This is a genomic window from Streptomyces sp. NPDC090499 (genome assembly GCF_044769305.1).
Lineage (GTDB): Bacteria > Actinomycetota > Actinomycetes > Streptomycetales > Streptomycetaceae > Streptomyces.
In genome coordinates, this window is sequence record NZ_JBIVXP010000022.1 from 67,128 (window position 1) to 93,995 (window position 26,868).

Here is a 26,868-nt window from a genome sequence, read left to right on the forward strand (position 1 = left end):
TCCCTGTGACGATCGGAGTCCGATGAGTACTGCCCGCGACGACGGCTTGGCGCTGCTGCGTCAGATGATTCCGGACCTGACCTCCGGCGACAGCGACCAGCTCCGGCTTCGGGACGGGTTCGCGACCGGTCTCGGCGAGCAGAGCCTGGAGACCGTGTTCGGCCGGCTGTGGGTGCGCCCGGGGCTGGATCTGCGGGCCCGCAGCCTGGTGACCCTCGGCATCCTCATCGCGCTGCGGGCCGACGGCGAACTGCGGATCCACTTCCCCACCGCGCTGCGCAACGGCCTCACGCGCGAGGAGCTGGAGGAGGTCGTCTTCCACTCCGCCGCCTATGCGGGTTTCCCGGCCGCCGCCCTCGCGGGACAGGTCGGACGCGAGGTTCTGGACCCCCCGCAGTCCACGGACTGAATCGCCGGGCGGAGTACGAGGGAGGGACGGTGGCGTCGGCGCCACCGTCCCTCCCTCGTACTCCGCCCGGTCCACGCTCAGGGTGTCGGGATCAAGGTTCCGGCCAGCCCTCCGTCTACGAGGAGGTCCGTGCCGGAGATGAACGACGCGCGGTCCGACGCCAGGAACTCGACGGCGTCCGCGATCTCCAGCATCGTGCCCTGCCGGCCCAGCGGGGTCCGGGTCAGCAGGTCGCGCTTGGTCGGGCTGTGCTCGAACTCGATGGCGCCCATGGGGGTGGCGATGAGCCCCGGGGACAGGGAGACGATGCGCGCTCCGTGCTCGCCCCACGCGCCGGCCTCGCGCCGGCACAGGGACAGCAGGCCGTACTTGGAGATCTGGTACGCCAGGGCCCCGGAGCGGTTCTCCGGAGGCGTCTCCGCCTCGATGCGCTCGGCCGTCCGCTCGTCGTGAGGCTCCGTCAGCAGGGGCGCGACCGCCGGTGCCGGGGTGAAGCCGTGGCCCGCCAGCGAGGAGACGAGGATCGCCGCGGCCCCGGCGGTCGCGTGCGGCAGCAGCGCCCGGGTCACGAGGGCCGGTCCTGTGAGGTTCACCCGCAGGATCTGCTGGAAGTTCTCGGCGGCCGGGGAGAGTCCGGCGACATGCGCGAGGACCCTGAATCCGCCGGCGTCCGCCACCGCGCGGGCGAGAGAGTCGACCGACGTCGTGCTGGTCACGTCGCACGCGACGGGCTCGACGTCACCGCCCTCGTCGGTCAGCTCCCGGGCGAGGGTCTTCGCCCGTTCGGCGTCGATGTCCGCGACGAGCACCCGGTAGGCGTGGCTCAGGCGCCGCGCCACCGCCGCGCCCATGCCACCCGCCCCGATCACCACGGCCAGTCGCTGGTCCGGCCGCTTGCTCGCGTACGGATTGTCCATTGGGTCTCTCCTGTGTCGTGCGCTGCTATTCCTCGGCCAGGGCGGCCGTCTGCCGCCTCATGAACGCGTTCCAGTCGCTCGCCCGCTCCACCAGGACGTCCCGCACCCGTTCGTGCGTGAGGACCATGAACGTGTCCGTCAGCACCGCCTGTGCCACCTGCTCGCCCACGGTGTCCGCGGACAGGACGGCGAACTCCTCGCCGGGGCCGCGCGTGGCCACGACCGGCCCGAAACAGGGCAGCCGCGCGGCGGCGATGTTGGTCCTGACCGGTCCGGGGCACAGCAGGGTCACCCCGATCCCCCGTGGCCGCAGGTAGGCCCGCAGCCCCTCGGAGAGCTGCACGAGCGCCGCCTTGGACGCCGCGTACGGCAGCCGGTCGTACGAGTAGGTGTAAAGGCCCGCGACGGACGCGGTGTTGACGATGTGTCCCCGGCCCTGTTCGAGGAGGTACGGGACGAACACGGCGTTGCTGCGGACGACCGACATGAGGTTGATGTCGATGACGCGCTGCCATTCCTCCACGGGGATGCGGTCGGGGTGCCCTCGGGTGAGCACCCCGACGTTGTTCATCACGAGGTCGACCCTGCCGAAGCGGTCCAGGGCGGACGCCTTCAGCTCCTCGAAGGCCGTGTCGGCGGCGACGTCGCACCGCACCGTCAGGGCGGCGGCACCGTAGGAAGCGAGCTCGTCGACGACCGTCTGCGCGGCGGGCGCGTCGACGTCGGCCACGAGAACGTGCGCCCCGCGCCGGGCCAGGGAGTGGGCGGTGGCCCGCCCGATTCCACTGGCTCCACCGGTGACGACGGCGACCGCGTCCTGCAACGTGTCCATGCGCCGATGCCAACACGGATCACCGAATAAGTCAACTGCCTTAGAAGTGAGTGGAGCACGGTGGCGAGCGGAGCGGGAAGGGCCGGCTGTACGTCGCCGACCGCCGCGCCGCCGGCCACGGGCGGCGGAGCGCCCCTGAGGGGACAGCAATAGTTGACACTTCACCTATCAGTGATGTGTCATCTACGCGTACGGGAAACCCCGGGACGGGCTGAGGAGTTCCCATGAGCACGCCACCGATGCGCGGCCTGGTCGCACTGCCGCCGCCCGAGGCGAGTGTCCTGCTGCCGATCGACAGGCCGCTCGTCGACAGATGGGACGACCGGAGGGTGACGGACCGGGTACTGGCCACCGGACGCAGGAACCTGATCATCTCTGGCCTGCGCACGGAGACGTCGGTGTGCGCACCGGCCCTGCGGGCGGTCGCCGAGATGCTGGATGTCCACGTCGTCACCGACGCCTGCGGGGGTGTGCCGTTCGAAAGCCACGACAGGGCCGTTACGCGGAGCGGTGAGGGCTCTTCGCCAACCTTGGCCCGGTCGCGTCCGCTTGTCACCGCCCCTGCCTCCGGGTGGTAGGCCTTGCCCGGCCTCCGTCAGGTGTCTCGCCGTGACCCCACAGGTCGCCGCCGTAACGATCCGGTCACCCCCGCCCCCGTTCCCCCCTCTCCTGCCCGGCGCGACGATCCCGATCCGCCCGCCGGCCGGGCCCCGCGCGGACGCGACGCACAGTGCGGCTTGCTCCGCTGGGCCACTGGCGTGGCGGTCACCGTCCTCGTCTACGCCGCCCTCTTGACCATGACCGCGGGTGCCACGTCCCGCTACTGCTGCGATTAGCGAACACCCGTCGATCCCGACGTCGATCCGGAGTTCGATCCCCGAAGGTGTCACCACTCATGACCACCGTGCCGTTCCCGCCGCTCGCCGTGCCACCGAAGCTGGTCGCCACGGATCTGGACGGCACGCTGCTGCGCAGCGACGGGTCGCTGGCGCCCCGGACGAAAGCCGCGTTGGCCGCGGCGGAGGAGGCGGGGATATGCGTGGCGCTCGTCACGGGCCGCCCGCCGCGGAGCGTACCGGCACTGCAGGAGCGGATCAGGCCCCACGTGGTCATCGCCGCGAACGGCGCCACGGTCCATCTCCCGGACGGGGCCGTCGCCCAGACGTTCCCCATCCCGTTTCCCGCAGCCGTGCGGCTCGTGCGACGCGTACGCGCGGCCATCCCCGGGGTCTCCTTCGCCTTCGAGTTCGGCGAGGCCTCGGGTCATGAACCGACCTATCCGGACTGGTCATTCGGAGGCGAGGCAGTCGAACTGGTCGGTCCGGCCGAGGAGATACTCGCCCATGTCCCGGGCGGTCCCCTGGTCAAGATCCTCGGCCACCATCCCGCGCTCCCGTTGGCCGACTTCTACCGGCAGGCACGGCACACCGCCGGACCGAGCGCCGAGACCACGCACTCCACCGGGCTGTCCCTGGTGGAGTTCAGCGCGCCGCACGTCACCAAGGCGACCACCCTGGTCGCCTGGAGCGGCCGACAGGGTATCGCCGTCGACGAGATCGCCGCTTTCGGTGACATGCCCAACGACCTGCCCATGCTCCGCGCGGTCGGCCACTCCTACGCCATGTCCAACGGCCACCCGGACGTGCTGGCGGCCGCCCGCCATCGCGCGCCCTCCAACGACGAGGACGGCGTGGCCCGGGTGCTGGAGGGTTTCCTCAGCGCCCGGGTCCGCCGATCGACCGAGCGGGCCGGCGCATGTGGTGCACATGCGCCTGGCCCGGGATCCGTTCCAGGCTGATCGCCGGTGCGTGCGCATCCACCGCTCGCACCTGCGCCACCGCACCGCTCAGTCGCCGTCGGGGAACTCCCCGGAGAACGCGGCGGCCATACGCAGCCAGGGCTGTGCCTCGTCGTGGCGGCCCTGGCGTTGCAGGGTCCGGCCCAGCAGCAGGTGGGCGTAGTGTTCCACCGGGTCGCGCTCGACGATCCGGCGCAGTTGTTCCTCGGCGCGCCGCAGCTGTGCGGAGTGGTAGTAGGCGCGGGCCAGCAACAGCCTGGGGCCCGTCTGTTCCGGGGCCTCCTGGACGACGTCGGTGAGCAGCCGTGCCGCGCCGATGTAGTCCCTGCCCTCGAACAGCAGCTGCGCCCGCTCCCAGCGCTCGATGGCGCTCTCCTCGTGCGGTGCGCCGACGCCGTTGTCGAACAGGTGCAGAGCGCTTGCCTACCGGTCGGGCGCCACTCCGTCGGTGGCCGGGTAGTCGTTGAAGTTGTCGCTCATCGTTCCCTCCGTTCCCGAGCTGCGTGCGCAGGGTGGTCTCAGACCGCCCGTGCGGTGGTCGGTGTGCCGGCCGCGTCGCGTGCGGCGAGCAGCGAGGCATGGGTGGGGGCGTCGGGGACGCCGGCGGGCCGGTTCCCGGCGAATTCCTTCCGCAGGACCGGTACGACCTCCTCGCCGAGCATGTCGATCTGTTCCAGGGCGGTCTTCAGCGGGATGCCGCCGCCGTCCACCAGGAACAGCTGACGCTGGTAGTCCCCCGCGTACTCGCGGAAGGTGAGCGTCTTCTCGATGACCTGCTCGGGGGTGCCGACGGTCAGCGGGGTCTGCGCCATGTACTCCTCCATGGAGACCCCGCCGCCCATCACCGGTGAGTGGTCGAAGACCGGGCGGAACTCCCGCACGGCGTCCTGGGAGTTGCGGCGCATGAAGACGTGGCCGCCGAGGCCGACGATCGCCTGCTCCGGGCTGCCGTGGCCGTAGTGCGCGTAGCGCTGCCGGTACAGGTCGATCAGCTTCTGCGTGTGCTCCCTGGGCCAGAAGATGTTGTTGTGGAAGAAGCCGTCACCGTAGTAGGCGGCCTGCTCGGCTATCTCGGGCGAGCGGATCGAGCCGTGCCAGACGAACGGCGGGACACCGTCCAGCGGGCGCGGAGTGGAGGTGAAGCCCTGCAGCGGCGTACGGAACTTCCCCTCCCAGTCCACGACGTCCTCGCGCCACAGCCGACGCAGCAACGCGTAGTTCTCGACAGCGAGGTTGATGCCCTGCCGGATGTCCTTGCCGAACCACGGGTAGACCGGGCCGGTGTTCCCCCGGCCCATCGTCAGGTCCACCCGGCCGTCGGCCAGGTGCTGGAGCATCGCGTAGTCCTCGGCGATCTTCACCGGGTCGTTGGTGGTGATCAGCGTGGTCGACGTGGACAGGATGATCCGCTCGGTACGGGCGGCGATCCAGCCCAGCATCGTGGTCGGGGAGGACGGCACGAACGGCCTGTTGTGGTGCTCACCGGTCGCGAAGACGTCGAGCCCCACCTCTTCGGCCTTCTGCGCGATGGCGACCATCGCCTTGATCCGTTCGTGCTCGGTCGGCGCACGGCCCGTGTTCGGGTCCGTGGCCACGTCACCGACGGTGAAGATGCCGAACTGCATCGCCTTCAGCCTTTCCATTTTGTTGACGCATCAACTACATCGTGGGAACGCAGGCACCCCGGCGCCTATTCCGCTGCCGCCGGGCGCAGCGCTACTCGTACCGCTTGTCCAACTGCTCGACGACACGGCCCGCGACCCTCGCGAGCGTGCCGAGCTCCTCCGGTGCGAGAAGGTCGACGAAGAGATCGCGGACCGTGGCCACATGGCCGGGTGCGGCCGACGCGATCGCGTCCCGCCCTTGCGGGGTGATGACCACGAACGCGCCGCGCCCGTCCTCGGGGCACTCCATCCGGACGGCCAGCCCGCGCTTGACCATGCGGGAGATCTGGTGCGACACCCGGCTCTTCGCCCACTCCACCGCCTGGGCAAGGTCTGCGGAGCGCATACGGGCGCCGGGCGCCTCGGTGAGATGGACGAGCACGATGCAGTCGGCGGCGGACAGGCCGGAGTCCGTCCGCAGGCGGCGAGCCACCCGGCTGTGAAGTCTCTCCTGCATCCGGACCAGACGGCGTCAGGCATCACCCTCGGCGGGACCGGGCCGTCCCGGCGCCTCGTTCACCCGGAGCACTCAGCCAAGCTGCGCCTCCAGCCACCGCAGGACGTCCGGCGTGACCGGGTCGGTGATGTCCGCGAACTCGGCATGACGCCTGAGGAACTTGGCGACGTAGGGGCAGACCGGGACGATCCGCATTCCGGACGCGCGCACGTCGGCGAGTGCCTGCTGGACCAGCTGTGCCCCCAGTCCCTGGCCGGCGAAGGCCTCGTCGATCTCCGTGTGGAAGAAGACACGCTGCGCGCCCAGGTCACGGTAGGCGGTCAGACCGGCGCGCCGGCCGTCGACCAGGATCTCGTACCGGTGATCGGCGTCCGCACGCTCGACGACCGTGGTGGTGGAGGACTCGCTCATGGTGAGCCTTTCGTCAGGGGAGTCAGCGGGTCGGCGGGTTCCGGCGCGGTGTGAGCACGGCGTTCGGCAGGGCCGGTGCGGGGAGGCGGCCGCCGGGAAAGTCCCCGATGACGCCGAAGCGGTCGGAGGAGGCCTCCCAGTCCTCGCGGGCTTTCACGATGTCCTCGTGGCTGCGGCCGACGAAGTTCCACCACATGACGATCCCCTCCTCGAAGGGAGGTCCTCCGAGGAGGATGGTCCGCGCGGGGACGTCGGACTCGTTCACCATCGTCAGGGCGTCCACGCCGCGGGGGACGTAGCCGAGTTCCGCGGGCCGCAGCAGGGTGTCGATCAGGCGGACGTCCCCGCTGTCCACGAGGAGGCCGTGCTCGAAGGCCTCGTCCACGGCGAGGGTGAGCGCCGCGCGCGGTTCGATGACGATCTGGGCGCCGAGCAGCGGCGTGAAGGCCCGCACCGGAGAGGTCCGGCCCGCCAGCGAACCCAGAAAGACCCTGATCTCGGCCCCGTCGACCTGCCCGGGTTCGGGCACGTAGTGCTGGAAGTCCCGGGCGGTGTCGCGGTGTTGCTCAGGCAGTGCGACCCACAACTGGACGCCGTGGACGACGGTGGTGTCCGGGGTGGAGACCTCCGAGTGGGCGATGCCGTGTCCACCGGTCATGAGGTTCATCTCGCCGGGCCGGACCAGCGTGCGGGTGCCGAGGGTGTCGCGGTGCTCGACCTCGCCGCTGAACAGCCAGGTGACCGTCTGCAGGCCGGTGTGCGGATGCGGGGGCAGGTCCATGCCACCCGACTCGGCGACCCGGTGCGGGCCGTAGTGATCGGCGAAGCACCAGGCGCCGATGAGCGTGCGCTCCCGCTGCGGCAGCGTTCGCCGCACGTGCATCGCACGCGGACCGCCCAGCGGGACCTCACGTGCCGACAGGACGTCGACTTCCACGTTGCTCACCGAGAGCACCTCCCACACAATCTGGTTGTTGCATCAACTATAATGTCATGGTGGTCGGACAATGACCACGACACCGTCCGAACACTGGCCACTCCGAGCGTGGCCCGAAGGAGACCCCGACGTGAGCAACCTCCCCGACAGCTCCCCGCCGCGCAGGATCTTCATCGACAAGCAGAGCCCCAAGGCCTTCCATGCGCTGGTACAGGCCTCGGAGACGGTCCGGGCAACAGCCTCCGAGGCCGGGCTCGACCGCACCACCGTGGAACTGGTCAACCTCCGCGTGTCGCAACTCAACGGCTGCGCCTACTGCCTCGACGTGCACACCCGAGCGGCCCTGCGCGCCGGCGAATCAACGCGGAGACTCGGAATCCTGAGCGCGTGGCGGGACACCGACCTGTTCACTCCCCATGAGCGCGCCGCCCTGGCGCTGGCCGAGGCCACGACCGATCCGCTGAACACCGCGGCGCAGACATCTGCCTACGAGGCCGCACGGCAGGCCCTCTCCGAGGACCAGATATCAGCCGCGATCTGGGTGGCGGTCACCATCAACGCGTTCAATCGCGTGTCGGTCATGAGCAAGCACCCGGTGCCGCCGCTTCAGGACGAGTAGACGAACAGGTGCGGTCGGCCCGCCGCACCGCGGGACTGCGCTCGCGCAGGGGGCAGGGTGCGGCTCTCTCTCGGCAGGTCCTCGGCCGGTCCTCCGCCGGTCCAGCCGGACCTCGGCCGGTCAGGCCGGTTCCTCGTCCAGCTTCTCCACCACGCGCTCGGAGACGCGGGCCAGCAACCGCAGCTCCGACGGCGTGACGTGGTCGAGGAAGAGCTCGCGCACCGCCTCCACATGGCGCGGGGCAGCGGCCTCGATCATCGCCCGCCCCTCGTCCGTGATCACCACGAACGCGCCCCGGCCGTCCTCGGGGCACTCGTCCCGCACCACCAGTCCACGCTTCACCATCCGGGCGATGTGATGGGACATCCGGCTCTTCTCCCACTCCAGCGCCCGGGCAAGGTCGAGAAACCGCCGCCGCCCGTCCGGTACGTCCGTCAACTCGACCAGGACGGCGAAGTCCGCAGGCGACACGTTGGACTCCGCCTGCAACAAGCGGGACAGACGGCCCATGAGCCTCTCATGCATGCGGACGAAGCTCCGCCAGGCATGCTGCTCCTCCGCCGTCAGCCAACGCACCGTCTGCTCCATGGAGCAAGTGTAAACGTAGTTGACAGTTCACCGAATAGGCGCCGGATACCCACCGCATGCGCGCCCGCTTCAGCGGCACACCGGCGTGCCGCTGAAGACGCGTGGCGGGTCAGCCCACCTGGATGTCGGCGGCGTTCTCGGCGAGCCAGTCGTCGAAGCTCTTCAGCGCCGGGTTGATCTCCCGAAGGAGGTCCAGGTCACGGGCACCGGTGAACTCCTGGTCGAAGTCGCCGTAGTACTGGAACATGTTGGCGATCTCGTCGCCCGCCGGTACGCCCAGGGAGCGGAAGACGTCGTAGGGCACCGACTGGAAGCGCACCGGCTCGCCGATCGCGGCCCCCAGCTTCTGCGCGTACTGGGCGCCGGTCAGGTGGTCGCCGGCGAGGCCGACGGTCTGGCCGACGAACCGCTCGCCGCCCTTGAGGATGGCGAGCGCCGTGCGGCCGATGTCGTTCACGTCCACGCCCGCGAGCAGCTTGCCGTCCTCGAGCGGCAGGGTCAGCGTCAGCACGCCGTCCTCGGCACGCTTGGGACCCATCGCCGACAGGAAGCCCTGGAAGAAGAAGGTGGTGTTCAGGAAGGTGGTCGGCACCCCGGCCCGCCGGAACAGCTCGTTGCCCTCGCCCTTGGCGTCGAAGTGCGGGACGTTGTACTTCTCCTGGAGGACGGGCATCCGCTCGTCCTCCAGCGGCAGCAGCTCGCGGGTGTCCTCCAGCGTGGACCACACCACGTGCCGCAGCCCGGCATTCTGCGCGGCCCGCGCCAGAACCCCGATCTCCTCGGTCTCCTTGGCCGCCGAACCGTGCGCCCAGAAGTTGGTGACGAGGAAGGCGCCATAGGCACCCTCGAACGCCTTGTGCACGGTCGGCTCGTCGTGGAAGTCCGCCCGCACGACCTCCGCACCGAGCTCCGCGAGTTCCTTGGCCGCGGGCGAGTCGGGGTTCCGGGTGAGCGCACGCACGGTGAACCCCGAGTCCGGATCGGCCAGGATCGCCCGCGCGGTGCCGCCTCCCTGCGCGCCGGTGGCTCCGGCGACCGCGATGACCTTCTGCTCGCTCATGTCATTACCCCTGACGAAGAAGAGATCGTTGACGCATCAACCAAAGCACAATCCGGTTGACGAATCAACTTGCGGAGTGGGATCCAGCCACGATCGCCGTGAAAGCCGCCCGATCGGCGCACTGCAGGTGACCACCCAAGGCGCCCCCCGAAGCCGACACGGCCGCGCGGCCGGCGCGGCCCATCGCTGCGACGGGTCCAGATCCCCGGCATCCGGGATGGTTGATGCATCATCTTCTTGCTAGTCTCGAACGAACACATCCACTGAAGAAGACGGACGGAGTCACGAGATGTCCCTTGCAGTGCAGTTCTCCGAGTACGGCACCACGGAACGACTGCGTGTCGTCGACGTGACGCCCCCCACTCCCGGGCCGGGCCAGCGGCCCGCGACTTCCTCCCCCGACTGGGACAAGCCGCCAACGACGTCGCCGCAATGCTCCGTGGGGAGGCCGGCCGAAACCCCTACAGCAAGGACCTCACCGACCTCATCGGGGAGCTGTCCACCCGCAGCGAGACCTTCCGGAAACGCTGGGCTGACCACAATGTCCGGCAACACCGCACCGGACCCAAGAAAATCCATCATCCGGCCGTCGGGGATCTGGAGCTGAACTTCGAGACCATGTCCCTGGATTCCGACCCCAGCCTCACGCTCGTGATCTACACCGCCGTCCCCCACAGCCCCAGCGCCGACGCCCTCCGTCTCCTGGCCACCTGGGCCGCCACCCAGAACCAGTCGCAAGCCGACCTTCACGAACGCCTCACGTAAGCAACGGCGTCAACGCGGGCGCTGATCGTCAACTGCGCTGCCCATCGAACCGGTTCGACAATGCGTCGCATGCGCAGTCGAGCGTGGACATCCGACGCTTCGCACCCACGGAGGCCTCAGTGACCGCAGAGCCGGAACGACCGGTACGACCGCAAGAACAGGTGCGACCGGATCGGCCGGAGCGGCTCGTCATCGACCTCGGTACCGACACCGGCCCCTTCCACGGCGGTGCCGCCGGCACGCTGTACGGGATCTACGGAGACGGCGTACCGAGTCGCACCCTCGTCGAGGGCATGTACCTGCGCACGGTGTCGACGAAGGCGCAGGACGGCCCTCAGCACCCGGGGGCGGACGCACTGGAGATCCTGCCGCCGTTCGTGGATTCGGGCGGCCAGGACGTCTACATCTACCTGACCGACATCTACCGCGGGTTCCCCTACCGGTGGCCGGGCGCCACCGGCGCGGAGCGGCTCGCCGACTTCAAGGAGCGGATCGGGAAACAGGTCCGCCAGGTCCTGACCATGGGCGCCTACCGGCACCACGTCGTCTGCGTCCCCTTCAACGAACCCGAGGGGAACATGTTCGGCACCGGCGAGTGGAGCTACGACGGGACGTCCTGGCTGGACGACCCACGGCACTACTTCACGGCCTGGAAGGAGGTCCACCACCTCATCAAGGACCTCGCCCCGGACATCCGCATAGCCGGCCCCAACACCAGCGTCCTCTACGACCAGGTCAAGGACTTCCTCGCCTACGCCAAGGCCAACGACGTCCTCCCCGACGTGACGACCTGGCACGAGCTGTCGTCGCCCGCCGAGGTCCGCACGAACGTCGCGAGGTACCGGCAGATGGAGCGGGACGTCGGGATCGCACGGCTCCCGGTCAACGTCAACGAGTACGGCCACAACTACCACCTGTCCGTGCCGGGCCAGATGGTGCAGTGGGTCGCCGCCATCGAGGACTCCAAGATCGACGCGGACCTGGCGTACTGGAACATCGACGGCAACCTGAACGACTCGGCCGTGGAGGCGAACAAGGGCAACGGCCAGTGGTGGCTGTTCAACGCCTACGGCCAACTGTCCGGCCACACGGTCGCGGTGACCGCACCGCACCCCAACGTGCAGTACACGCTCCAGGGCGTGGCCACGCTCGACGAGGACAAGAGGCAGTGCCGACTGCTGTTCGGCGGCCAGGGAGGAGACGCGGACGTCGCCTTCCGGAACATCGACCCCGCGCTGTTCGGCACGACGGTGCACGCCAGCGTGTGGGAGATCCCGTGGACCGGGCAGGTCGGCGACTCGGCGCAGCCGCTGCGGCTGGCGGAACAGGAGATCGAGGTCGGCGCCGACGGCACCGTCACCCTGCCGATGAACGGCATGAACGGCATGAACGCCATGAACGGCATGAACGCCATGTCCGCGTACCAGGTCGTCCTCTCCCCGGGTGGGACCGGCAGAGCCCCGACGGCTCCGTCGCCGGGCCGGCGCAGGACCTACCTGGCGGAGGACGCCGCCCACACCGGCAGCGGCTACTCCAGGAACGGCCCCGAGGGGACGCCCTCCGACGTCGGGAAGTTCGCGACGTCCGGCACCTACCACGTGGGCGGCCTGCGCACCGGCTCGGACCTCGTACTCTCCTTCGAGGTGGAGGCGGACCAGGACGGGACGTACGACCTCAGCGTCTTCGCCAACTCCTACCACCTGGACGACCTGGTGAAGGACCAGGGGCCGACGAACGTCTTCCTCCGCGTGGACGGCCGGCACCCGCAGGAGCTGCGTCTGCCGCTCGGCTACAAGCGGGCGGTCTGGGGCCGCACCGACACCACGGCGGACCTGACCGCCGGCAAGCACACCGTCACGCTCGCCGCGCAGGATCCGGACCTCGGCGTCACCAAGGGCGACGCGTTCGTCGACAGGATCGACCTGGCGCTGCGGGACGAGAACGCGATCCGGCCGCCCGTGTACGAAGCCGGGTACGCCGATCTCCGCGGCACCCGGCCGGGTTACGGATACACCGACGCCTCGGGCCCCGGAGCGGTACCCCTGCCCGGAGGCGCTTCGGCGACCTTCTGGGTCCACTCGCCCGTCGACGGCGAATCGACCGTGTCCGTAGACCACTTGGGCGGCGGCCGGGCGGCCCTCGCGCTCAACGGGGAGAACCTGGACATCCCCCCGATCGGCGGCAGCGGGAAGGGCACGCACCCGGTCAAGGTGTTCCTGTCCGGCGGCATCAACAAGATCACCGTCACCGGCACCTCGGGGGAGCTCGTGCTCGACCGGCTCCGCGTCTCACGGTCGACGGGCACCCTGGTGCCCAGCGTCCACCAAGCCGAGAACGGCACGGTCTCCGGGACGGCCAGGGTGACCGGCGCGCACACCTTCGCAGTGGGCGGCAAGGCCGTCACGGGCATCGGCGGCGGCACCGCCAACGCCCTGACGATCGACGTGGTGGCCGCCGGGACCGGACGGCACGCCCTGACCATCCGCTACTCCAACGCCGAACAGGCCCCCGCCACCCACTACAACCCCGACCCGGTCGCACGCCATGCCGACCTCTCGGTCAACGGCGGCCCGCCCCGCAGAATCCTGTTCCCGACCACCCTGCACTTCAACAACTTCCGGGACCTCACCGTCCCCGTCACCCTGGCACAGGGCACCAACCGGCTCACCTTCACAGCCGACGAACTGCCCGACTTCGACGGAGACACCTACAACCAGTACGGCCAACGCTCCCCGTACGCACCAGTGATCGACCAGGTCACCGTCACACCGCTGGCGGCACAGTGGACCGCTCCGCAACCCCCGCTCTGACCAGCCAGTTCACTGCGTTTGTCTTCCTGGTCGCGGAGGTTGGGAGCGGAGGCGGGTGCGGCCGGCGCCGGTCTCCGAAGGAGACCACAGACGACCCGGCGCAGCCCTCCCCCCTCCACGCACGGGCCGTCGTCCGCGACCCTGAGCTGCTATCACCGGCAGCCCGTGGAGCGTCCCTGGATCCGGAGCCGTCCTGGCCCTCCGCGCTCTCATCAGCGACGGCGACTGCCCGCAGTCCTGGACCCTCCGCACCCACAGAGAACGCGGACGCCTGCACACCCGGCCCGACCAGGACAGCTACGAGCTCCGGGCCTGAGCATCAGGACCGGTGGAGGGGAGCCGCACCGACCCAACGGTGATAGGCGTCTACGTCGACGTTGCTGCCGCACACGATGGTGACCACGTGCCGGCCGGCGAAGCGGTCGCGGTCTTCGAGGATCGCTGCAATGCCAAGCGCGGCCGACGGTTCCACGACGAGGCCGGCGTGATCGAGGAGTATCCGCATGCCGGCGATGATCGACGCCTCCTGGACCAGGACAGCGTCGTCAGCAACCAGGAGGAGGTCGTCCAGGACGGCCGGAATCGGGTACCGGCCGGCGACGCCGTCGGCGATGGTGTCGGTCGAATCGGTGGTGACGACACGTCGTTCGCGCCACGAGTGTGTCAACGCCGGTGCGCCCAGCGGCTGGACGCAGATCACCTCGACTTCGGGTGCCAGGTCCTTCACCACATGACCCACGCCGGTGGCCAGCGCCCCGCCGCCGAGAGCGATCAGTACGGTGTCGAACGACGGGGCGGTGTCCACCAGTTCCAGGCCGATGGTCGCCGCGCCCTCGCAGGTCTCGATATCCAGGCTGTCTTCGAGCAGCCGGATGCCGTCGTGCCGCGCGATGGCCGCCGCCCGCTCGCGTGCCATCTCGTGGTCGCCGTCCACCAGCTCCAACCTGGCGTCCAAGGCGCGGATACGGTCAAGCTTGGCCACGGTCGCAAAGCGGGATGCCACGACGGTCACGTCGAGCCCCCGGCCACGCCCCGACCATGCGAGGGCTTGGCCAAGGTTGCCCGCGCTGGCGCACACGACGGCTCGCGAGCCGTTGTCGGCAAGCAGATTCGCCGTTATCTCGGTGCCACGGGCCTTGAAGCTGCGGACCGGGTTCGCCGTTTCGAGCTTGATGCTCACCGTGCACCCGAGATCGGGCTCCAGCGCCTCGCAGCGGTACAGCGGAGTGTCGAGAAAGATCGGGTGTCGGCGGCGGTTGAACCGTGGCTCTTCCAAGATTTCCGTGAAGCCGGTCAGTGAGTTGCCTGGGTTGTGACTCTGTGTTGCCGACGGTCGGCGGCCACGAGCAGGACGCGCTTGCGGAGTAGCGGGAGTCCGGCTCTGCCGCCCATCTGGCGCTTGAGGAACTTGATGTCCGTGACTCTGCCCTCGACGCAGCCCGAACTCCATTCCGTGCTCAGGCCAAGGACGACGGCGTCGAGGTCGGTGAGCAGGCCGTCGGCGAAGCCGCGGAGGCCGATGGCGGTGTCCGCTTGGGCTGCGGCGATCCATTCGGGCAGGCGGCTCGCGCTGCGGATGGCCATCATCGCGGCGAAGGAGCGGACGTGTCCGGTGGCGGCTTCGAGTTCGGGGCAGCGGGCCAGGATGGCCTTGAGTTTCTGCTGGTCGTCGTCGTTCATGCGGTCGGGGTTTCGGGTGATCCAGCCGGTGACCTTGCGGGTGCCGGGTGGCCGGTGTGGGTGCGGGGCATCGTCGGGCAGACGGCGCAAGCGCCGGAGGTAGTCGCGGACGACGGAGTAGGAGCCGGTGAAGCCGCGCTCACGGAGTTCGGCGTGGAGTTTGGCGCCGTTGGTGTGGCCCTCGTGCCACCGCTGGTGCAGGTAGGGCTTGTAGGGGTCCAGGGTGCTGGGGAGGTTCTGCCAGCGCCCGGTGGCCAGTTCCTCCCAGGTGACGGCGCGGGCATAACGGCGGACGGTGTTCCGGGACAGCTCCAGGCGGCGGGCGACGGCCCGGATGTTGAGGCCCTGGCCGATCAGATTGTGCACGGCGGTGTGGTGCTGCTGGACCCGCTCGGCCAGCCGGCCCGCGTGGGAGACCGGCGGGTGTAGGACTTCAGGGGGTGACTCCGGGGCGGGTGCCGGTTCGCGAAGGCAGGAACTGTGCTTGCTGACCAGGGACTTCACGGCCTCGGCGAGGTTGTGCCAGAGGTGCCACAAATCGGCGACCTGGACGGCGTCGGGGGCGCCGGCGCGAGCGCCGTCCGCGAAGGCGCCGCCGCGGTCGCGGCAGATGATCTCCACTCCGGGGTGGTCGGTGAGCCAGGCCGCGAACGTCGCCGACTCCCGGTCGGCCAGCAGGTCGATGGGTGCGTGGGTCTCGCAGTCGACCAGCACGGTGCCGTACTTGTGGCCCTTGCGGGTAGCGAATTCATCGACCCCGAGCACCCGGGGTGTCTGTGCGTACGGATCAGCCAGGTCCATGGCCAGGCTTAGCAAAGTGGTGTCGCTGACCGGAGCCGGCAGCCGGGCCGCCAGGCGTTCACCGGCGCGGCCCGCCAAGGCCACCGCGATCGCGCCCAACAGGCCCGTGAACTGCGGAGTCCGCCGACCGTAACGCACGGTTAGCCCATCAACCTGCTCGGCGAACGTCACTCTCGTGCAGCCTGGGTTGTCGCAGAACAGGCGCCGGATGGTCAACGTGATGGACACCCGCCGGCCTCCGACTGCGTCGTCGGCGAGCCGGCGCTCGTAGCCGCTGTGCCGACGTCTCGACAGAACCTCGCAGTCCGGGCACGACGCTGAGATCGCCGATGCCGTACTCGCCACGATCCGTAACAGACCGCCCTCTGCCGACACTTGCTCCACCAGCACCCCGCCAAGGTGCGGAAACACCGTCTTCAGCAACTCCCCACACTGACCGAGCATCCCGCCGCCCGTGACGGAGCGTCACCGGCGCACGGAAACATGACCGGCTTCACGGAAATCTTGGAAGAGCCACGGTTCAACCGTGTGCACGTACGCGGTGTCGGCTGGGACGTCACCGGTCCGAAAGTGCCCGAACCAGCTCTGCGCGGCCCAACAGCCCATGCCTCTCCATCTGCAGATACCTCCGCACGGCAATGCGGCCGGCGCGGGCCGCCTCCTTGGCCTCGCCACAAAGGGCGGGCATTCGCCATTACCCGGCTCACGGCCGCGCCGTGCCGCACCCACACCGCCTCGGCCAGCGTACGGAAGGCATTACTGTGCTGTGATGCACAGGCGACACCAGCACGACGGGCATCGTCTGGGAGTCGGCCCGACCGGGGCGCTCCTCCCAGGGCCGTGTCCGCCTCAGTCCCGTCAGCGAGGTGCGACGCCATTGAAGGCGATGTCAAGAATGCGAGTGACTGCATCTGCGGCCGACTCAGCCGCGGTCGCGATGGCGTTGGCCATGATGAACAGTTCCGCGGGTTTCACGTCCGCTCGGGCTGTGCCGTTCGCGGCAGCATCGGTGAGCAGCTCCGAGAGGGCCGCCTCCAGCGGCTCGTGCCAATTGCCAATGAGGTCTTCCCTCTCCCCGACGGTGTTGAGCGAGGCCGAAGCCAGGCCCTGGCGACAGATGAGGTACTCGACCAAGACCACCAGCCAGGCCCTGAGCGCCTGGCCGTTCTTCGTGGTCTCCAGCAGTTCACGGGCCGCGGCACTGAGTGCGCCCACGTCGGCGGAGTACACCTCGACCAGCAGGGAGTCGCGGGTGGGGAAGTGCCGGTAGAGGGTGGCGTTGCCGACACCCGCGCGGCGGGCGATGTCGTCCAGCGCGACCTTCGGACCCTCCTCGGCAACGGCCTCACGGGCGGCTGCCACGAGTCGTTCGTAGTTGCGGCGGGCGTCGGCCCGCAGTAGCCGGGGTGCCATCGTTCACTGCCTCCTAACCGGGGAATCCCCCGGTTATGCTACAGCAGCCAACGCCTCAAGCCGCCGGCGTCCAAACTCGCACGCCTGCCGACTGCGCCGAGCGACCTATCGGATATGAAGAAGCAGGACCACGGCCATCAAAGACGAGGCCCGCAGACAGCTCGCGGCCGAGGGCGCGGCCAAGCCGACGCTGCGGGCGGTCGCGCGCGAGCTCGGGATGGTCTCCTCGGGGCTCTACCGCTACTTCTCCAGCCGCGACGACCTGCTCACCGCACTGATCATCGACGCCTACGACTCCCTCGGCGAGGCCGCCGAGACCGCGCAGGCCGCTGCCGCCCCGGCGGAGCGCTGGGTCGCCGTGTGCGAGGCGGCGCGCCGCTGGGCGCTGGCGCATTCCGCACGAATACGCGCTGATCTACGGCTCACCGGTGCCCGGGGCTCCGCGCCGGACACGACCGTCCGACCGGCCGCTCGGGTCGCCCTTCGTGCTGATCGGCATCGTGCGTGAGGCGTTCGAGCGGCGCGGCCTGGCGCGTACGCCCGTCCCCGCAGACCTCGCGCCCTAGGTGTACTGACCCGTCAGGTTGGGGACGCGGCTGGCGGGTGGCTTGCCCTTGAGCGCGGTGTGTCCGCGGTGGAGATTGTAGGTGTGCAGCCAGTTCAATGGAGTCGTGGAGGACAATAACCGGCTCTTCCGGCACGCGGCCGCCCAACTCGCGCACGGGGCCGGGTGGGTCTTTCCGTAGCGGGACGCGGGGCGAGTCGGGCCGCTTGGCGGCGAGTGGCGAACCCGTGCGGTCGGCCCGCTCGGTGATCGCCCGTACCCGGCGGACGCCGGGAAGCCGATCGCGCCGAGGCGCGCTCGAACGGGCTCTCGGCGAGGGACAGCACGCCGTGGAGCGGGGCGGGCCGACCGTGGACGAGTCCGAGCGGGTGGAACGGCGGGGCGTCGGTGCGGCAACCGGCTGGTACTGCGGGCCAGTCGGAGCTTCCGCGTCGGCAGGGTGCCAGGGAGCCGCAGGGCAGTGACCCGCACAGCCTGGGCCGACGAGCAGCGAGCACAAGCCTGGTCATAGACCTAGATCCGCGTCCTGTTCCGCCCAGATCGTCTTGCCCGCGGCGCTCTGGCGGGTTCCCCAGCGTTGGGTCAGCTGAGCGACCAGGAGAAGCCCCCGGCCGCCCTCGTCGTAGGTGCGGGCGCGGCGCATGTGGGGAGCGGTACTGCTGGCGTCCGAGACCTCACAGATGAGGCTCCTGTCGAGGATGAGACGTAGCTGTATCGGCGGCTCGCCGTACCGGATTGCGTTGGTGACCAATTCGCTGACGACCAGCTCGGTGACGAAGGCGGCCTCGGTCTGGCCCCACGCTTTCAACTGCTCGACGGTGTCCTTGCGCGCCTTGGCGACGGCGGACGGATGGGGTGTCACACCCCAGGTGGCGACATGGTCGGCGTCGAGCGCGCGGCTACGGGCAACGAGCAGGGCCACGTCGTCCGCGGGCCGCCGCGGGAGCAGAGCTTCCAGGACCGTGTCGCACAGCGTCTCCAGGGAGGCCGCGGGACCGCTGAGGGCCTGGCACAACCGGGAGATGCCTTCGTCGAGGTCGCTGTCGCGGGACTCGATCAGGCCGTCGGTGTAGAGAGCGAGCAGGCTTCCCTCCGGAAGTTCGGTCTCGAACGACTCGAAGGGCAGCCCGCCCAGGCCCAGTGGGGGTCCCGCCGGAAGGTCGAGCAGTTCCACAGTGCCGTCCGGGCGCACCAAGGCCGGCAGCGGATGCCCAGCCCGGGCAAGCGTGCAACGACGGGAGACCGGGTCGTACACGGCGTACAGACAGGTCGCTCCGACATCCCCCGTGCCTTCCCCGGTGCCTTCCCCGTCCGAGTCGGCCGTCCCCCACGCTTCCGTCTTCGTATGACGAGGGGGGACGCCCACCGCGCCGTCCGTCTCGGTGGCCAGGCGCGCCACCAGGTCGTCCAGATGGGTGAGCAGCTCGTCGGGAGGCAGATCGATATCGGCGAGGGTGCGCACGGCGGTCCGCAGCCGGCCCATGGTCGCGGAGGCATGGATACCGTGACCCACGACGTCTCCCACGACCAGTGCCACCCGGGCCCCGGACAACGGGATCACGTCGAACCAGTCTCCGCCCACCCCGGCCCGCGCCCCGGCTGGGAGGTACCGGGATGCGACCTCCACGGCGGCCTGCTCGGGCAGACTCTGCGGCAGCAGGCTGCGCTGCAGGGTGACGGCCGTGCGGCGCTCGCGGGTGTAGCGCAGGGCGTTGTCGATACAGACCGCCGCCCGGGCCGCCAGCTCCTCGGCCAGCACCAGATCGTCCTGCTGGAACGGGTCGGGGTGCCGATGGCGGGCGAACACGACTACGCCCAGGGTGGTGCCGCGCGCCGTCAGGGGAACGGCCATCGCCGAGTGGAAGCCGAACTCGCGGATCCGGGAGCTGCGGAGCGAGTCTTTCGCCAACCAGTCGGGAATCGCTCGGTCGGTCACCTGGTAGAGCACTGCATGTCCTGACCGCAGGCTCTCTGCCGACGGGGAGCCCTCAGGGTACTGATCCACCTCGTCAACGGCGACGACGGCCTCGGGGGTGCCCGGAAACACGGACCGGTGGGCGACGCGCCGCAGCGCGAGAGGGGTGCCTGCCCTCAACGCTCCCGGAGGCTGCTCGGGTAGGTCGTCGAGGGACGTCAGCAGATCGACGCAGAGGAAGTCAGCGAGGTCCGGCACTGCCACGGCCGCCAGTTCCTCTGCCGTCCGCCTCACGTCCAGCGTGCTGCCGATACGGGTGCTGGCCTCCGCGATCAGCTGGAGACGCTTGCGGGCCCAGTACTGTTCCGTCATGTCGTGCGAGGTGGAGGCCACGCCCAGGACACGGCCGTCCTGGTCCTCCAGGCGGAAGAGGTGGATCGACCAGGCGTGGTCCCGGGTCTCGCCGGGGGCGCGCGCATGCCTCTCCAGGTACTGCGACTCACCGGTCTCCAAGGTCCTCAGCATCCGCCACTCGACCTCCTCGGCCACGGGGTCACCCAGCATCACGTCCCTCAGCCGGAGCCCGCGCATGTCCTCGTCGCTCAGGTCCATTGCCACCTCGGCGGCCTGGTTGCACCGGCGGTAGCGCAGACTCGTGTCGAGCAGCGCCGTCGGGCAGCACGGGGAGTCGAGCAAACCCCGCCTCATGAGCGCGTCGTCCCCGGGGCTGGGTTGTGTCCCGGCCACGGCGGAGACCAGGACCCAGTCGTGGGTCCCGCCCTCCAGCGCCCGGCGGTGAGCTATGACCCTGACCTCCAGACGGTGGCCGTCACGGTGCCGGAGAGTCAATGTGCCATGCCACCTCGGCAGCTCTGAAAAGAGCGGGAGAGCGCTCGCCGCAGGCTCGTCGGCGAGAAGTGAGACCGCCGGCCGACCCAGGATCTCTACCGGCAAGTAGCCGAGCAGTTGTTCGAATCCGGTGTTCCATCCCGTCACGATGCCGCGTTGGTCGACGGTGGCGAGCGCCGTGAACGCCGCATCCGCCTCGTTCGAGGTGAGGCCCTGTTCTGGGTCGCCGACGGGATACTGCTCCATGGCGCTCATCTCGCTCTCGTCCAGGTGCCTACCTTGCGCTGCGCTGACGCGCGCATGTCCAGCCGTGACTCCGGAACTCGGCGTTGCTGGTTTGTATCATTTTGCCATTTATGGCGTGATCCGTGGCAGGCGGCTGAGCGTCAAGGCGGAGTGGTCCTGCGGATTGGGCGGGTAATCAGCGAGGAACGGGGAGAAGGGGCCGCGGTGCCAGGCGCCAGCTGCGGTCCAGTCGCCTGCTTCCAGATGAGTGGCACCGCTTCCGGTTGACCGGAAGCGGTGGTTCGGATGCTTCGCGCGGTGGCTCAGCCGCGGGTGGTCATGCCGCCGTCGACCGACCAGGCCTGACCGTTGATCCACTCCGCGTCCGCGGACAGCAGGAAGGCGGCGGCGCCGGCCAGATCGGAGGGCCTGCCCAGCCGCGGACCGAGGACCATCCCCAGGACCGTGGCCTTCAGCTCCTCGGGCGCCTGTCGTTCCGCGGTCTCGCTCAAGGTGATACCGGGTGCGAGGGTGTTGCAGCGGACGCCCTGCTTGCCCCAGGTGGTGGCGATGTGCCGGGTCAACGCGTTGACGGCAGCCTTGGACGACCCGTAGGCGGGACGCACGGGCTCGCCCATCCAGGCGGTGCCCGACGAGGTGTTGACGATTGCGCCGCCGCCCTGGGCCAGGAAGTAGGGGATGACCGCACGGCAGGCGAGGGCGTAGCCGAACAGGTTCACCTCGAAGGTGCGGCGCCATACGGCCAGGTCCATCTCCAGCAGGTTCAGGTCCCGACCGAGGTTCTGGGGGGAGAGGTCGGCGCCGACATTGTACAGCCCGTCGACTCCGCCGAGTTCGGTGACGGTGGTGTCGATGAGCTGCTGGATCGAGCCCTCGTCGGCGAGGTCGAATTCGACGGCGAGCGCGGTAGCGCCGGCGTCGGTCAGGCGCTTGGCCGTGGCCTGCGCACCATCGAAGTTCCTGTCGCCGATGACGACCGAGGCGCCTTCCTCCGTGAGCCGCTCGGCCGTGGCCGCGCCGATTCCGGTTGCACCCCCGGCTATGACGATCCTCTTGCCCTGCAGTCCTCGCATGTCCCTCTCCCTCTCTGGTGGTGACGGTTCCAGGCGACTATAACCAGCAGGTGTTGGATTACCAACGACTAGTGGAAAATCGGCAGCTGTTGGCATTGTGGGTGTCAGGGGCTAGGCTGGCGAACATGGCCATGATCAAGAGCGGCGGTGCCGCGCCGGGCGATCGACGTGTGCGGCGCAGCCGGGCGGCTCTGCAGAGCGCCCTGATCGGTCTTGTCGAGGAGCGGGATCTCTCGCAGATCAGCGTTGCCGACGTGGTCGACCGGGCCGACGTGAACCGTTCAACGTTCTACGCCCACTATCAGGACGTGCACGAACTCGCTGAGGCTGCCTGCACCTCGATGATTGACGAGCTGATCGGGTTGGTCGTCTCACTCGACCTCGCCCGGGCGAACCTGTCGGATTCGGTGGCCCCGGACCCCGTACTGACGGCCTTCTTCACCCATCTCGTTGAGCATGCGGGCCTGTACCGCAGTCTGTTGGGGCCGACGGGAAGTGCCCGTGTCATCGAGCACGTACGCCTGCGCACCACGGCGGCCGCACACTCCTCCGGGTACCTTGGCGCGACGGACGACGTGCCGCCGTCGGACGCGGCCGACCCGTCCGACATCCCGCACGACGTCCCTGCGGCGTTCGCGGCCGGTGCTCTCCTGGGCGTGGCCGCCGACTGGCTGCAGCGCGGATGCCCGCGAACGCCGCTCGAGATGGCCATCCTGACCAAGCCGCTTCTGCTTATCCTGCCGGCCGCCGCCGGCGCGCCGCTCAAGCCGTAGCCCCTGGTGACCGTTGTGCCCCGGGGGGAGGCCGGATACTTCGCCACGGCCAGGGGACGAGACGAGACCAGTGCAGCGGCCCGCCGAATGCGGGTGAGTCGCAGGCGCCGGTCGAGCACTTCTCATTCCTCTTGGAGGGCTCGACGGTGCGCGTCGGCCTGGAAGGCTGTGCCAGGGCATCCGCTCCATCGCCGTGGCACTGCTGGACGGACCGGGAGGTGGGCTGCCGGACATGGTCCCGGACGGATCGGCGCCGTCGTTGCCGATGATGCCGTAGGTCTCCGAGCCGGCGGGGTGACGACGACATGGCCGTCGATGCGAACGCTGCCTACGGCCGAGCCGACCTCGGTAACCCTGTGCCCGAGCCCGCAAGCCCCCTGGCGGAGCTCGGTCCTGCCTATGTGGATCGAGGCGGTGTTCGTTCCTCAGGTCCCGTATCCGCTACCTGGACCACCGTGTTTGTGTCTCCGGTGGGGGCTGTTCGGTGTTCCGCGGTTCAACCGACCTGGGGCCGGTGACAGGTGTCGTTGTCGCTTCGGCTTCCGTGTCGTTGTACGGCGTCCGGCGCCGTGGCCATTCAGTGCCAGGGCCATACGGAGGCTCCGTCCCCCTTTGGGACGTCCTCCGGGTGAGAGGCGAGTGTGGGGGCTGCGGCACGCCGTGGTGATTTCCATCCTGGCTCGCGCGCGGACACCCTGCGCGGTGCTCACGGGAGCAGTGTGCCACTCGCACGGAGCAGTGGACGTGGTTCGGAGCGGCGCACTCGACTGGAAGCGGCGCTCTCGGGTCAGGTCGTCAGACACTCGTCCATGGCGGGGCGTCGAGACGCGTCCAGTCGCGTACATCCGCCGCGAGCACGATCTACCGTCGGCCCACGTGAAGCGGCATGGAAGCCGACCATCTGCTGCACTCCAAAGCTCCCGGAATCCAGTTGCAGGTAAACCGGCGGGGCCGCCCCGGAATCGAATCGGCCCCGCCCGACCTGCATTTTCGTTTAGCTCGCCAGGTCCATGCTGACCTGTGGCCCACATATCGAACCGAACGTTGGCCACAAAGCTCTCACCTGCGAAAACGCACCGCATCAGCCAGCGGGTCAGCACTTGACCAGCACGCGCCGGACATGTCGAGAGGCAGCCAACCACATGGTGCCCGGTGATGGTGCCCGCCGCGGGGCACCAGCCTGATTGTGGTCACATTCGCTACGCACCCTCTGACGGCTCGGACCCGCGATGCCGCACTTCGAGAACCGTGGCCGCGTCCTTGTTGAACGCCCCGATCTCGTCGTCGGTGAACGCGCGTACCTCGTCGAAGCCGAGCCCGACCACGGCGAGCACCCGCGTCTCGTCGTCCGGGTCGAAGACGGGCAGCGTGAGAGAGCCCCGCGACCCGGCGACGCGGCCCGCCTTGACCGCGACGCCAGTGGTGTCGTTCTGGAAGTCGTCGACGGCGACGGCCTCTCGGCGGTGTGCGGCGGTTCCGGCCATGCCCTTGCCGAAGGGGATGACGGAGGTGCCGTTCTGCACCGCGGGCGGCAGGTTGTGCGCCGCGACGAGGGCGATCTCACCCTCTCCCGCGAGTCCGGCGAGATGCACAGAACCGACGAAGCCGCCGTGCCGCTCCACGAAGGCGGCGAGCCAGGCCGCGATGTCGGGACGGGCGTTACGCAGAACGGTGTCATTGAGGGGGATTGACATCTGTATTCCTTGATGATCGAAGGAGGGAAAACGTGAAAGGTGGGCGGCAGGGGTCGGATGGAGTCAGATGTCTGCCAGCCGCAGGAGCAGCGCCTTCACCTCGGTGGCCGCGTAGGTATCCTGACCCAACTCCGGTTCGGAACACAGGAGTACGGGGGCGTGGTCGGGGTCGTCGGGCAGTCGGCCGTGGCTTCCGCGCACGCCGGAGGGGTCCAGCGGGACCGTGCGGATGCGGTAGCGGAAGCCCGCCTTCTTGCGCACCACCGAGCCGACGGCGCGCAGTCTCACCGCCGGGACGGTGTCGTCGTAGAGCAACTCGGCCGGGTCGTAGCCGGGTTTGCGGTGGATCTCGACCTGGCGGGCGAAGTCGGGGGCGCGGGCGTCGTCGAGCCAGTAGTAGTACGTGAACCAGGCGTCGGGGTCGGCCAGTGCGACGAGTTCGCCCGAGCGCTCGTGGTCGAGGCCGTGGGCGGTCTTGCCGTCCGCGTCCAGGACCTGTGCCACGCCCTCGAGGTCGCCGAGGAGCTTGGCGACCCCGTCGACATCGTCCGGGTCCTTCACGTACACGTGGGCGATCTGGTGGTCGGCGACGGCGAAGCCACGGGAGGTCCAGGGGTCGAGGTACTCCATGCCGTCCTGGGTGTGCACCTCCAGCAGACCGGCCCGGCGCAGGGCGCGGTTGATGTCGACGGGGCGGGACGCGGGGGCGATGCCGTACTCGCTGAGCGCCACGACGGTGGCGCCGGCGCGCTGGAAGTGGTCGATCAACGGGCGCAGGGCGTCGTCGAGTCGGCGGGCGGCGCGGATGGTCTCGGGTGAGGTGGGGCCGGTGCGCTGGGGCTCGTAGTCGAGGTGGGGGACGTAGACGAGGGTGAGGTCGGGCTGTTTCTCGTCGAAGATCTGGCGGGCGGCGCCGAGGATCCACTGGGTGGAGGGCAGGCCGGCGTTCGGTCCCCAGTAGGTGAACAGGGGGAACGGGCCGAGGCGCTCGGTGAGTTCGTCGTGCAGGGACGGTGGCCAGGTGTAGCAGTCGGGTTCCTTGGCACCGTCGGAGTAGTAGATGGGGCGCGGGGTGACGGTCCAGTCGACGTCGGCGCCCATGGCATACCACCAGCAGACGTTGGCGACCGTGTACCCGGGGACGGCCTTGCGTGCCGTCTCCCAGATCTTCTCGCCACCCACCAGGGCGTTGTGCTGCCGCCACAGCAGTACGTCGCCCACATCCCGGAAGTACCAGCCGTTGCCCACCACGCCGTGTACGCGAGGGAGTTCACCGGTGAGGAGAGTCGACTGGACCGTGCAGGTCACGGCAGGCAGCACGGTGTGGATACGGGCCCGGGAGCCACGCTCACCGAGGGCGGCGACGGCAGGCATGTGCCGCAGCAGATTCGGGGTCAGGCCCACGATGTCGAGGACCACGAGGCGTTTCATGACGGCTCCTCCTTGAGGCCGAGTCCGGTCAACCGGTCGCGGGCCCAGGCGAGTTCGGCGGCGATGCCGCCGGGGAGGTCGGTGGGGGGGTCGGGGAGGACGGACCAGGTGTAGGTCTCGACCTCAATGTGGTCGCAGTGGGCAGCCGGTCCGCCGAGGAGTCCGGCGAGTGCGTCGGCGAGGTGGGCGGCCGTCGTACGCAGGGGTGGCTCGGGGTCTGCATGCAGAGGAGCGTGGAAGTGGGTCCGCCACGGTCCGGAGGTCGTGGGCAGCCCGCCGTCCAGGGCGTGGCCGAGGTCGTCCGTGCCGGACACGTCCCCCAGGTGCCAGGTCCGGGTCTGGTGCAGGAAGCGGGGCTCGGCGAGTCTGCGCAGAGCCGCCCGGGCCGCGGGATCAGCGGGGTCGGCCGCCTCCACGGCGCACGAGGCCTGGAGCTTCACCACGGGGATGCCGGCCTCCGACAGCCGGTTCAGGGCTGCGGCCGGTTCCTCGAACTGGACGGCGAGGTGGCAGGCGTCCAGACAGACGCCGAGCCGTTCCGGGTCGAGGCCGCCCAGTTCCCGTACCGCCTGAGCGGTGGTCTCGACGACGCAGCCGGGCTCCGGCTCGAAGCCGACCCTGATACGGCAGCCGGTGCCCGCCTCGATGGCGGCGAGCCCGTCGGCCAGCCGGTCCAGGGCGCGCCGGGCAGCTCCCGCGCGCTCCGCCGGCCAGGGCTCCCGCCAGGCCAGCGGCAACGTCGAGACGCTCCCCCGCTCGGCGTCGTCCGGCAGCAGTGCGGCGAGCACCTGGGCGCAGTCCAGGGTGTACCGCAGCCGGGCCTCCTCCGCCCAGTCGGGGAGGTAGACGTCCTTCTTGACGACGTCGCGATGGAAACCGGCGTAGGGGAAGGCGTTGAGGGTGACGGTCTCCAGGCCACGGGCGGCGAGTTCGGTCTTCAGTCGCGCCAATTCGCCTGCGTCCGCGACGAGTTCGGACACCGCGTCACGCGCGAGCCACAGGCCCACGCCCAGCCGGTTAACGCCCAGCCGCTCGCACACGGGCTCGGCGTACTGGGCGAGTTGGGCCAGGACGCCGTCCAGGTCCTCCGCCTGGTGGACGTTGCTGCAGTAGCCGAGGTGGACGACGGTGCCGTCCTGGTGCCGGAAGCGCATGGGCGGC

General features: G+C 69.7%; 23 protein-coding genes and 2 pseudogenes. 8 read left to right on the top strand and 17 right to left on the bottom strand.

What is annotated here, in order from left to right; all coding sequences use genetic code 11:
- The first annotated feature begins 22 nt into the window (after window positions 1-22).
- Window positions 23-409, top strand: a complete 387-nt coding sequence (locus ACIQVL_RS44440) for a carboxymuconolactone decarboxylase family protein (RefSeq protein ID WP_403478338.1) — start codon at window positions 23-25, stop codon at window positions 407-409.
- Window positions 410-486: 77 nt separating this feature from the next.
- Here ACIQVL_RS44440 and ACIQVL_RS44445 read toward each other — a convergent pair whose 3' ends face one another.
- Together ACIQVL_RS44445 and ACIQVL_RS44450 are read right to left on the bottom strand one after the other, a co-directional pair.
- Window positions 487-1,326: an SDR family oxidoreductase gene (locus tag ACIQVL_RS44445; RefSeq protein WP_403478339.1), complete on the bottom strand. Its 840-nt coding sequence runs from the start codon at window positions 1,324-1,326 to the stop codon at window positions 487-489.
- Window positions 1,327-1,351: 25 nt separating this feature from the next.
- On the bottom strand, window positions 1,352-2,158 hold the full coding sequence (locus ACIQVL_RS44450; protein WP_403440753.1) for an SDR family oxidoreductase: 807 nt from the start codon (window positions 2,156-2,158) through the stop codon (window positions 1,352-1,354).
- Between the two features lie 224 nt (window positions 2,159-2,382).
- On the opposite strand from ACIQVL_RS44450, the gene ACIQVL_RS44455 reads away from it, so the two are divergent.
- Complete coding sequence (locus ACIQVL_RS44455; RefSeq protein ID WP_403478340.1) at window positions 2,383-2,736, top strand: isochorismatase family protein; 354 nt, start codon at window positions 2,383-2,385, stop codon at window positions 2,734-2,736.
- Window positions 2,737-3,053: 317 nt separating this feature from the next.
- Window positions 3,054-3,956 carry an HAD family hydrolase gene (locus ACIQVL_RS44460; RefSeq protein ID WP_403478341.1) on the top strand — a complete coding sequence of 301 codons (903 nt, stop codon included), beginning with the start codon at window positions 3,054-3,056 and terminating at the stop codon, window positions 3,954-3,956.
- A 48-nt stretch (window positions 3,957-4,004) separates the two neighbouring features.
- Here ACIQVL_RS44460 and ACIQVL_RS44465 read toward each other — a convergent pair whose 3' ends face one another.
- From ACIQVL_RS44465 to ACIQVL_RS44485, 5 genes are all read right to left on the bottom strand, one after another.
- Complete coding sequence (locus ACIQVL_RS44465) at window positions 4,005-4,370, bottom strand: tetratricopeptide repeat protein (RefSeq protein ID WP_403478399.1); 366 nt, start codon at window positions 4,368-4,370, stop codon at window positions 4,005-4,007.
- 104 nt (window positions 4,371-4,474) lie between these two features.
- Window positions 4,475-5,581 (bottom strand): LLM class flavin-dependent oxidoreductase, encoded by a 1,107-nt coding sequence (locus ACIQVL_RS44470; protein WP_403478400.1) that lies wholly within the window; start codon window positions 5,579-5,581, stop codon window positions 4,475-4,477.
- A gap of 91 nt (window positions 5,582-5,672) precedes the next feature.
- On the bottom strand, window positions 5,673-6,077 hold the full coding sequence (locus ACIQVL_RS44475) for a MarR family winged helix-turn-helix transcriptional regulator (protein WP_403478342.1): 405 nt from the start codon (window positions 6,075-6,077) through the stop codon (window positions 5,673-5,675).
- Between the two features lie 72 nt (window positions 6,078-6,149).
- A complete protein-coding gene (locus tag ACIQVL_RS44480) occupies window positions 6,150-6,488 on the bottom strand; it encodes a GNAT family N-acetyltransferase (RefSeq protein ID WP_403478343.1) in 339 nt (112 codons plus the stop codon).
- A 22-nt stretch (window positions 6,489-6,510) separates the two neighbouring features.
- A complete protein-coding gene (locus tag ACIQVL_RS44485) occupies window positions 6,511-7,434 on the bottom strand; it encodes a pirin family protein (RefSeq protein ID WP_403478344.1) in 924 nt (307 codons plus the stop codon).
- A 121-nt stretch (window positions 7,435-7,555) separates the two neighbouring features.
- Here ACIQVL_RS44485 and ACIQVL_RS44490 point away from each other — a divergent pair, with 121 nt between their 5' ends.
- Entirely contained in the window at window positions 7,556-8,044 is a 489-nt protein-coding gene (locus tag ACIQVL_RS44490) for a carboxymuconolactone decarboxylase family protein (protein ID WP_403478345.1), read from the top strand.
- A 120-nt stretch (window positions 8,045-8,164) separates the two neighbouring features.
- Here the strand turns inward: ACIQVL_RS44490 and ACIQVL_RS44495 are convergent, their stop codons facing one another.
- Together ACIQVL_RS44495 and ACIQVL_RS44500 are read right to left on the bottom strand one after the other, a co-directional pair.
- On the bottom strand, window positions 8,165-8,632 hold the full coding sequence (locus ACIQVL_RS44495; protein WP_403440736.1) for a MarR family winged helix-turn-helix transcriptional regulator: 468 nt from the start codon (window positions 8,630-8,632) through the stop codon (window positions 8,165-8,167).
- A 109-nt stretch (window positions 8,633-8,741) separates the two neighbouring features.
- On the bottom strand, window positions 8,742-9,692 hold the full coding sequence (locus ACIQVL_RS44500; protein WP_403440733.1) for an NmrA/HSCARG family protein: 951 nt from the start codon (window positions 9,690-9,692) through the stop codon (window positions 8,742-8,744).
- Between the two features lie 384 nt (window positions 9,693-10,076).
- Here ACIQVL_RS44500 and ACIQVL_RS44505 point away from each other — a divergent pair.
- Both ACIQVL_RS44505 and ACIQVL_RS44510 read left to right on the top strand, forming a co-directional pair.
- Window positions 10,077-10,457 (top strand): annotated as a pseudogene (locus ACIQVL_RS44505) (transcriptional regulator); the annotation flags it as partial.
- A gap of 119 nt (window positions 10,458-10,576) precedes the next feature.
- Window positions 10,577-13,267 (top strand): cellulosome protein, encoded by a 2,691-nt coding sequence (locus ACIQVL_RS44510; protein ID WP_403478346.1) that lies wholly within the window; start codon window positions 10,577-10,579, stop codon window positions 13,265-13,267.
- Between the two features lie 319 nt (window positions 13,268-13,586).
- On the opposite strand, the gene ACIQVL_RS44515 is transcribed toward ACIQVL_RS44510, so the two are convergent.
- From ACIQVL_RS44515 to ACIQVL_RS44525, 3 genes are all read right to left on the bottom strand, one after another.
- Entirely contained in the window at window positions 13,587-14,564 is a 978-nt protein-coding gene (locus tag ACIQVL_RS44515; RefSeq protein WP_403478401.1) for a threonine/serine dehydratase, read from the bottom strand.
- Window positions 14,561-16,192 carry an ISL3 family transposase gene (locus ACIQVL_RS44520; protein ID WP_403478347.1) on the bottom strand — a complete coding sequence of 544 codons (1,632 nt, stop codon included), beginning with the start codon at window positions 16,190-16,192 and terminating at the stop codon, window positions 14,561-14,563. The genes ACIQVL_RS44515 and ACIQVL_RS44520 overlap by 4 nt, the downstream gene beginning before the upstream one ends.
- 414 nt (window positions 16,193-16,606) lie before the next feature.
- Window positions 16,607-17,110 carry a TetR/AcrR family transcriptional regulator gene (locus ACIQVL_RS44525; RefSeq protein ID WP_403478348.1) on the bottom strand — a complete coding sequence of 168 codons (504 nt, stop codon included), beginning with the start codon at window positions 17,108-17,110 and terminating at the stop codon, window positions 16,607-16,609.
- Between the two features lie 187 nt (window positions 17,111-17,297).
- Between ACIQVL_RS44525 and ACIQVL_RS44530 the strand changes: the two are divergent.
- Window positions 17,298-17,718: pseudogene (locus tag ACIQVL_RS44530) on the top strand (TetR/AcrR family transcriptional regulator); the annotation flags it as partial.
- A gap of 513 nt (window positions 17,719-18,231) precedes the next feature.
- Here ACIQVL_RS44530 and ACIQVL_RS44535 read toward each other — a convergent pair.
- On the bottom strand, window positions 18,232-20,736 hold the full coding sequence (locus ACIQVL_RS44535) for a SpoIIE family protein phosphatase (protein ID WP_403478349.1): 2,505 nt from the start codon (window positions 20,734-20,736) through the stop codon (window positions 18,232-18,234).
- Between the two features lie 302 nt (window positions 20,737-21,038).
- On the bottom strand, window positions 21,039-21,809 hold the full coding sequence (locus ACIQVL_RS44540; RefSeq protein ID WP_403478350.1) for an SDR family NAD(P)-dependent oxidoreductase: 771 nt from the start codon (window positions 21,807-21,809) through the stop codon (window positions 21,039-21,041).
- A gap of 125 nt (window positions 21,810-21,934) precedes the next feature.
- Between ACIQVL_RS44540 and ACIQVL_RS44545 the strand changes: the two genes are divergently transcribed.
- Window positions 21,935-22,582 (top strand): TetR/AcrR family transcriptional regulator, encoded by a 648-nt coding sequence (locus tag ACIQVL_RS44545; RefSeq protein ID WP_403478351.1) that lies wholly within the window; start codon window positions 21,935-21,937, stop codon window positions 22,580-22,582.
- Between the two features lie 1,199 nt (window positions 22,583-23,781).
- Here the strand turns inward: ACIQVL_RS44545 and ACIQVL_RS44550 are convergent.
- The 3 genes from ACIQVL_RS44550 to eboE form a co-directional block, all read right to left on the bottom strand.
- Window positions 23,782-24,276: a GAF domain-containing protein gene (locus tag ACIQVL_RS44550; protein ID WP_403478352.1), complete on the bottom strand. Its 495-nt coding sequence runs from the start codon at window positions 24,274-24,276 to the stop codon at window positions 23,782-23,784.
- Window positions 24,277-24,339: 63 nt separating this feature from the next.
- Entirely contained in the window at window positions 24,340-25,707 is a 1,368-nt protein-coding gene (locus tag ACIQVL_RS44555; protein ID WP_403478353.1) for an alkaline phosphatase family protein, read from the bottom strand.
- Window positions 25,704-26,861 carry a metabolite traffic protein EboE gene (gene eboE, locus ACIQVL_RS44560; RefSeq protein WP_403478354.1) on the bottom strand — a complete coding sequence of 386 codons (1,158 nt, stop codon included), beginning with the start codon at window positions 26,859-26,861 and terminating at the stop codon, window positions 25,704-25,706. Before eboE ends, ACIQVL_RS44555 begins: the two co-directional genes overlap by 4 nt.
- Between the last annotated feature and the right edge of the window lie 7 nt (window positions 26,862-26,868).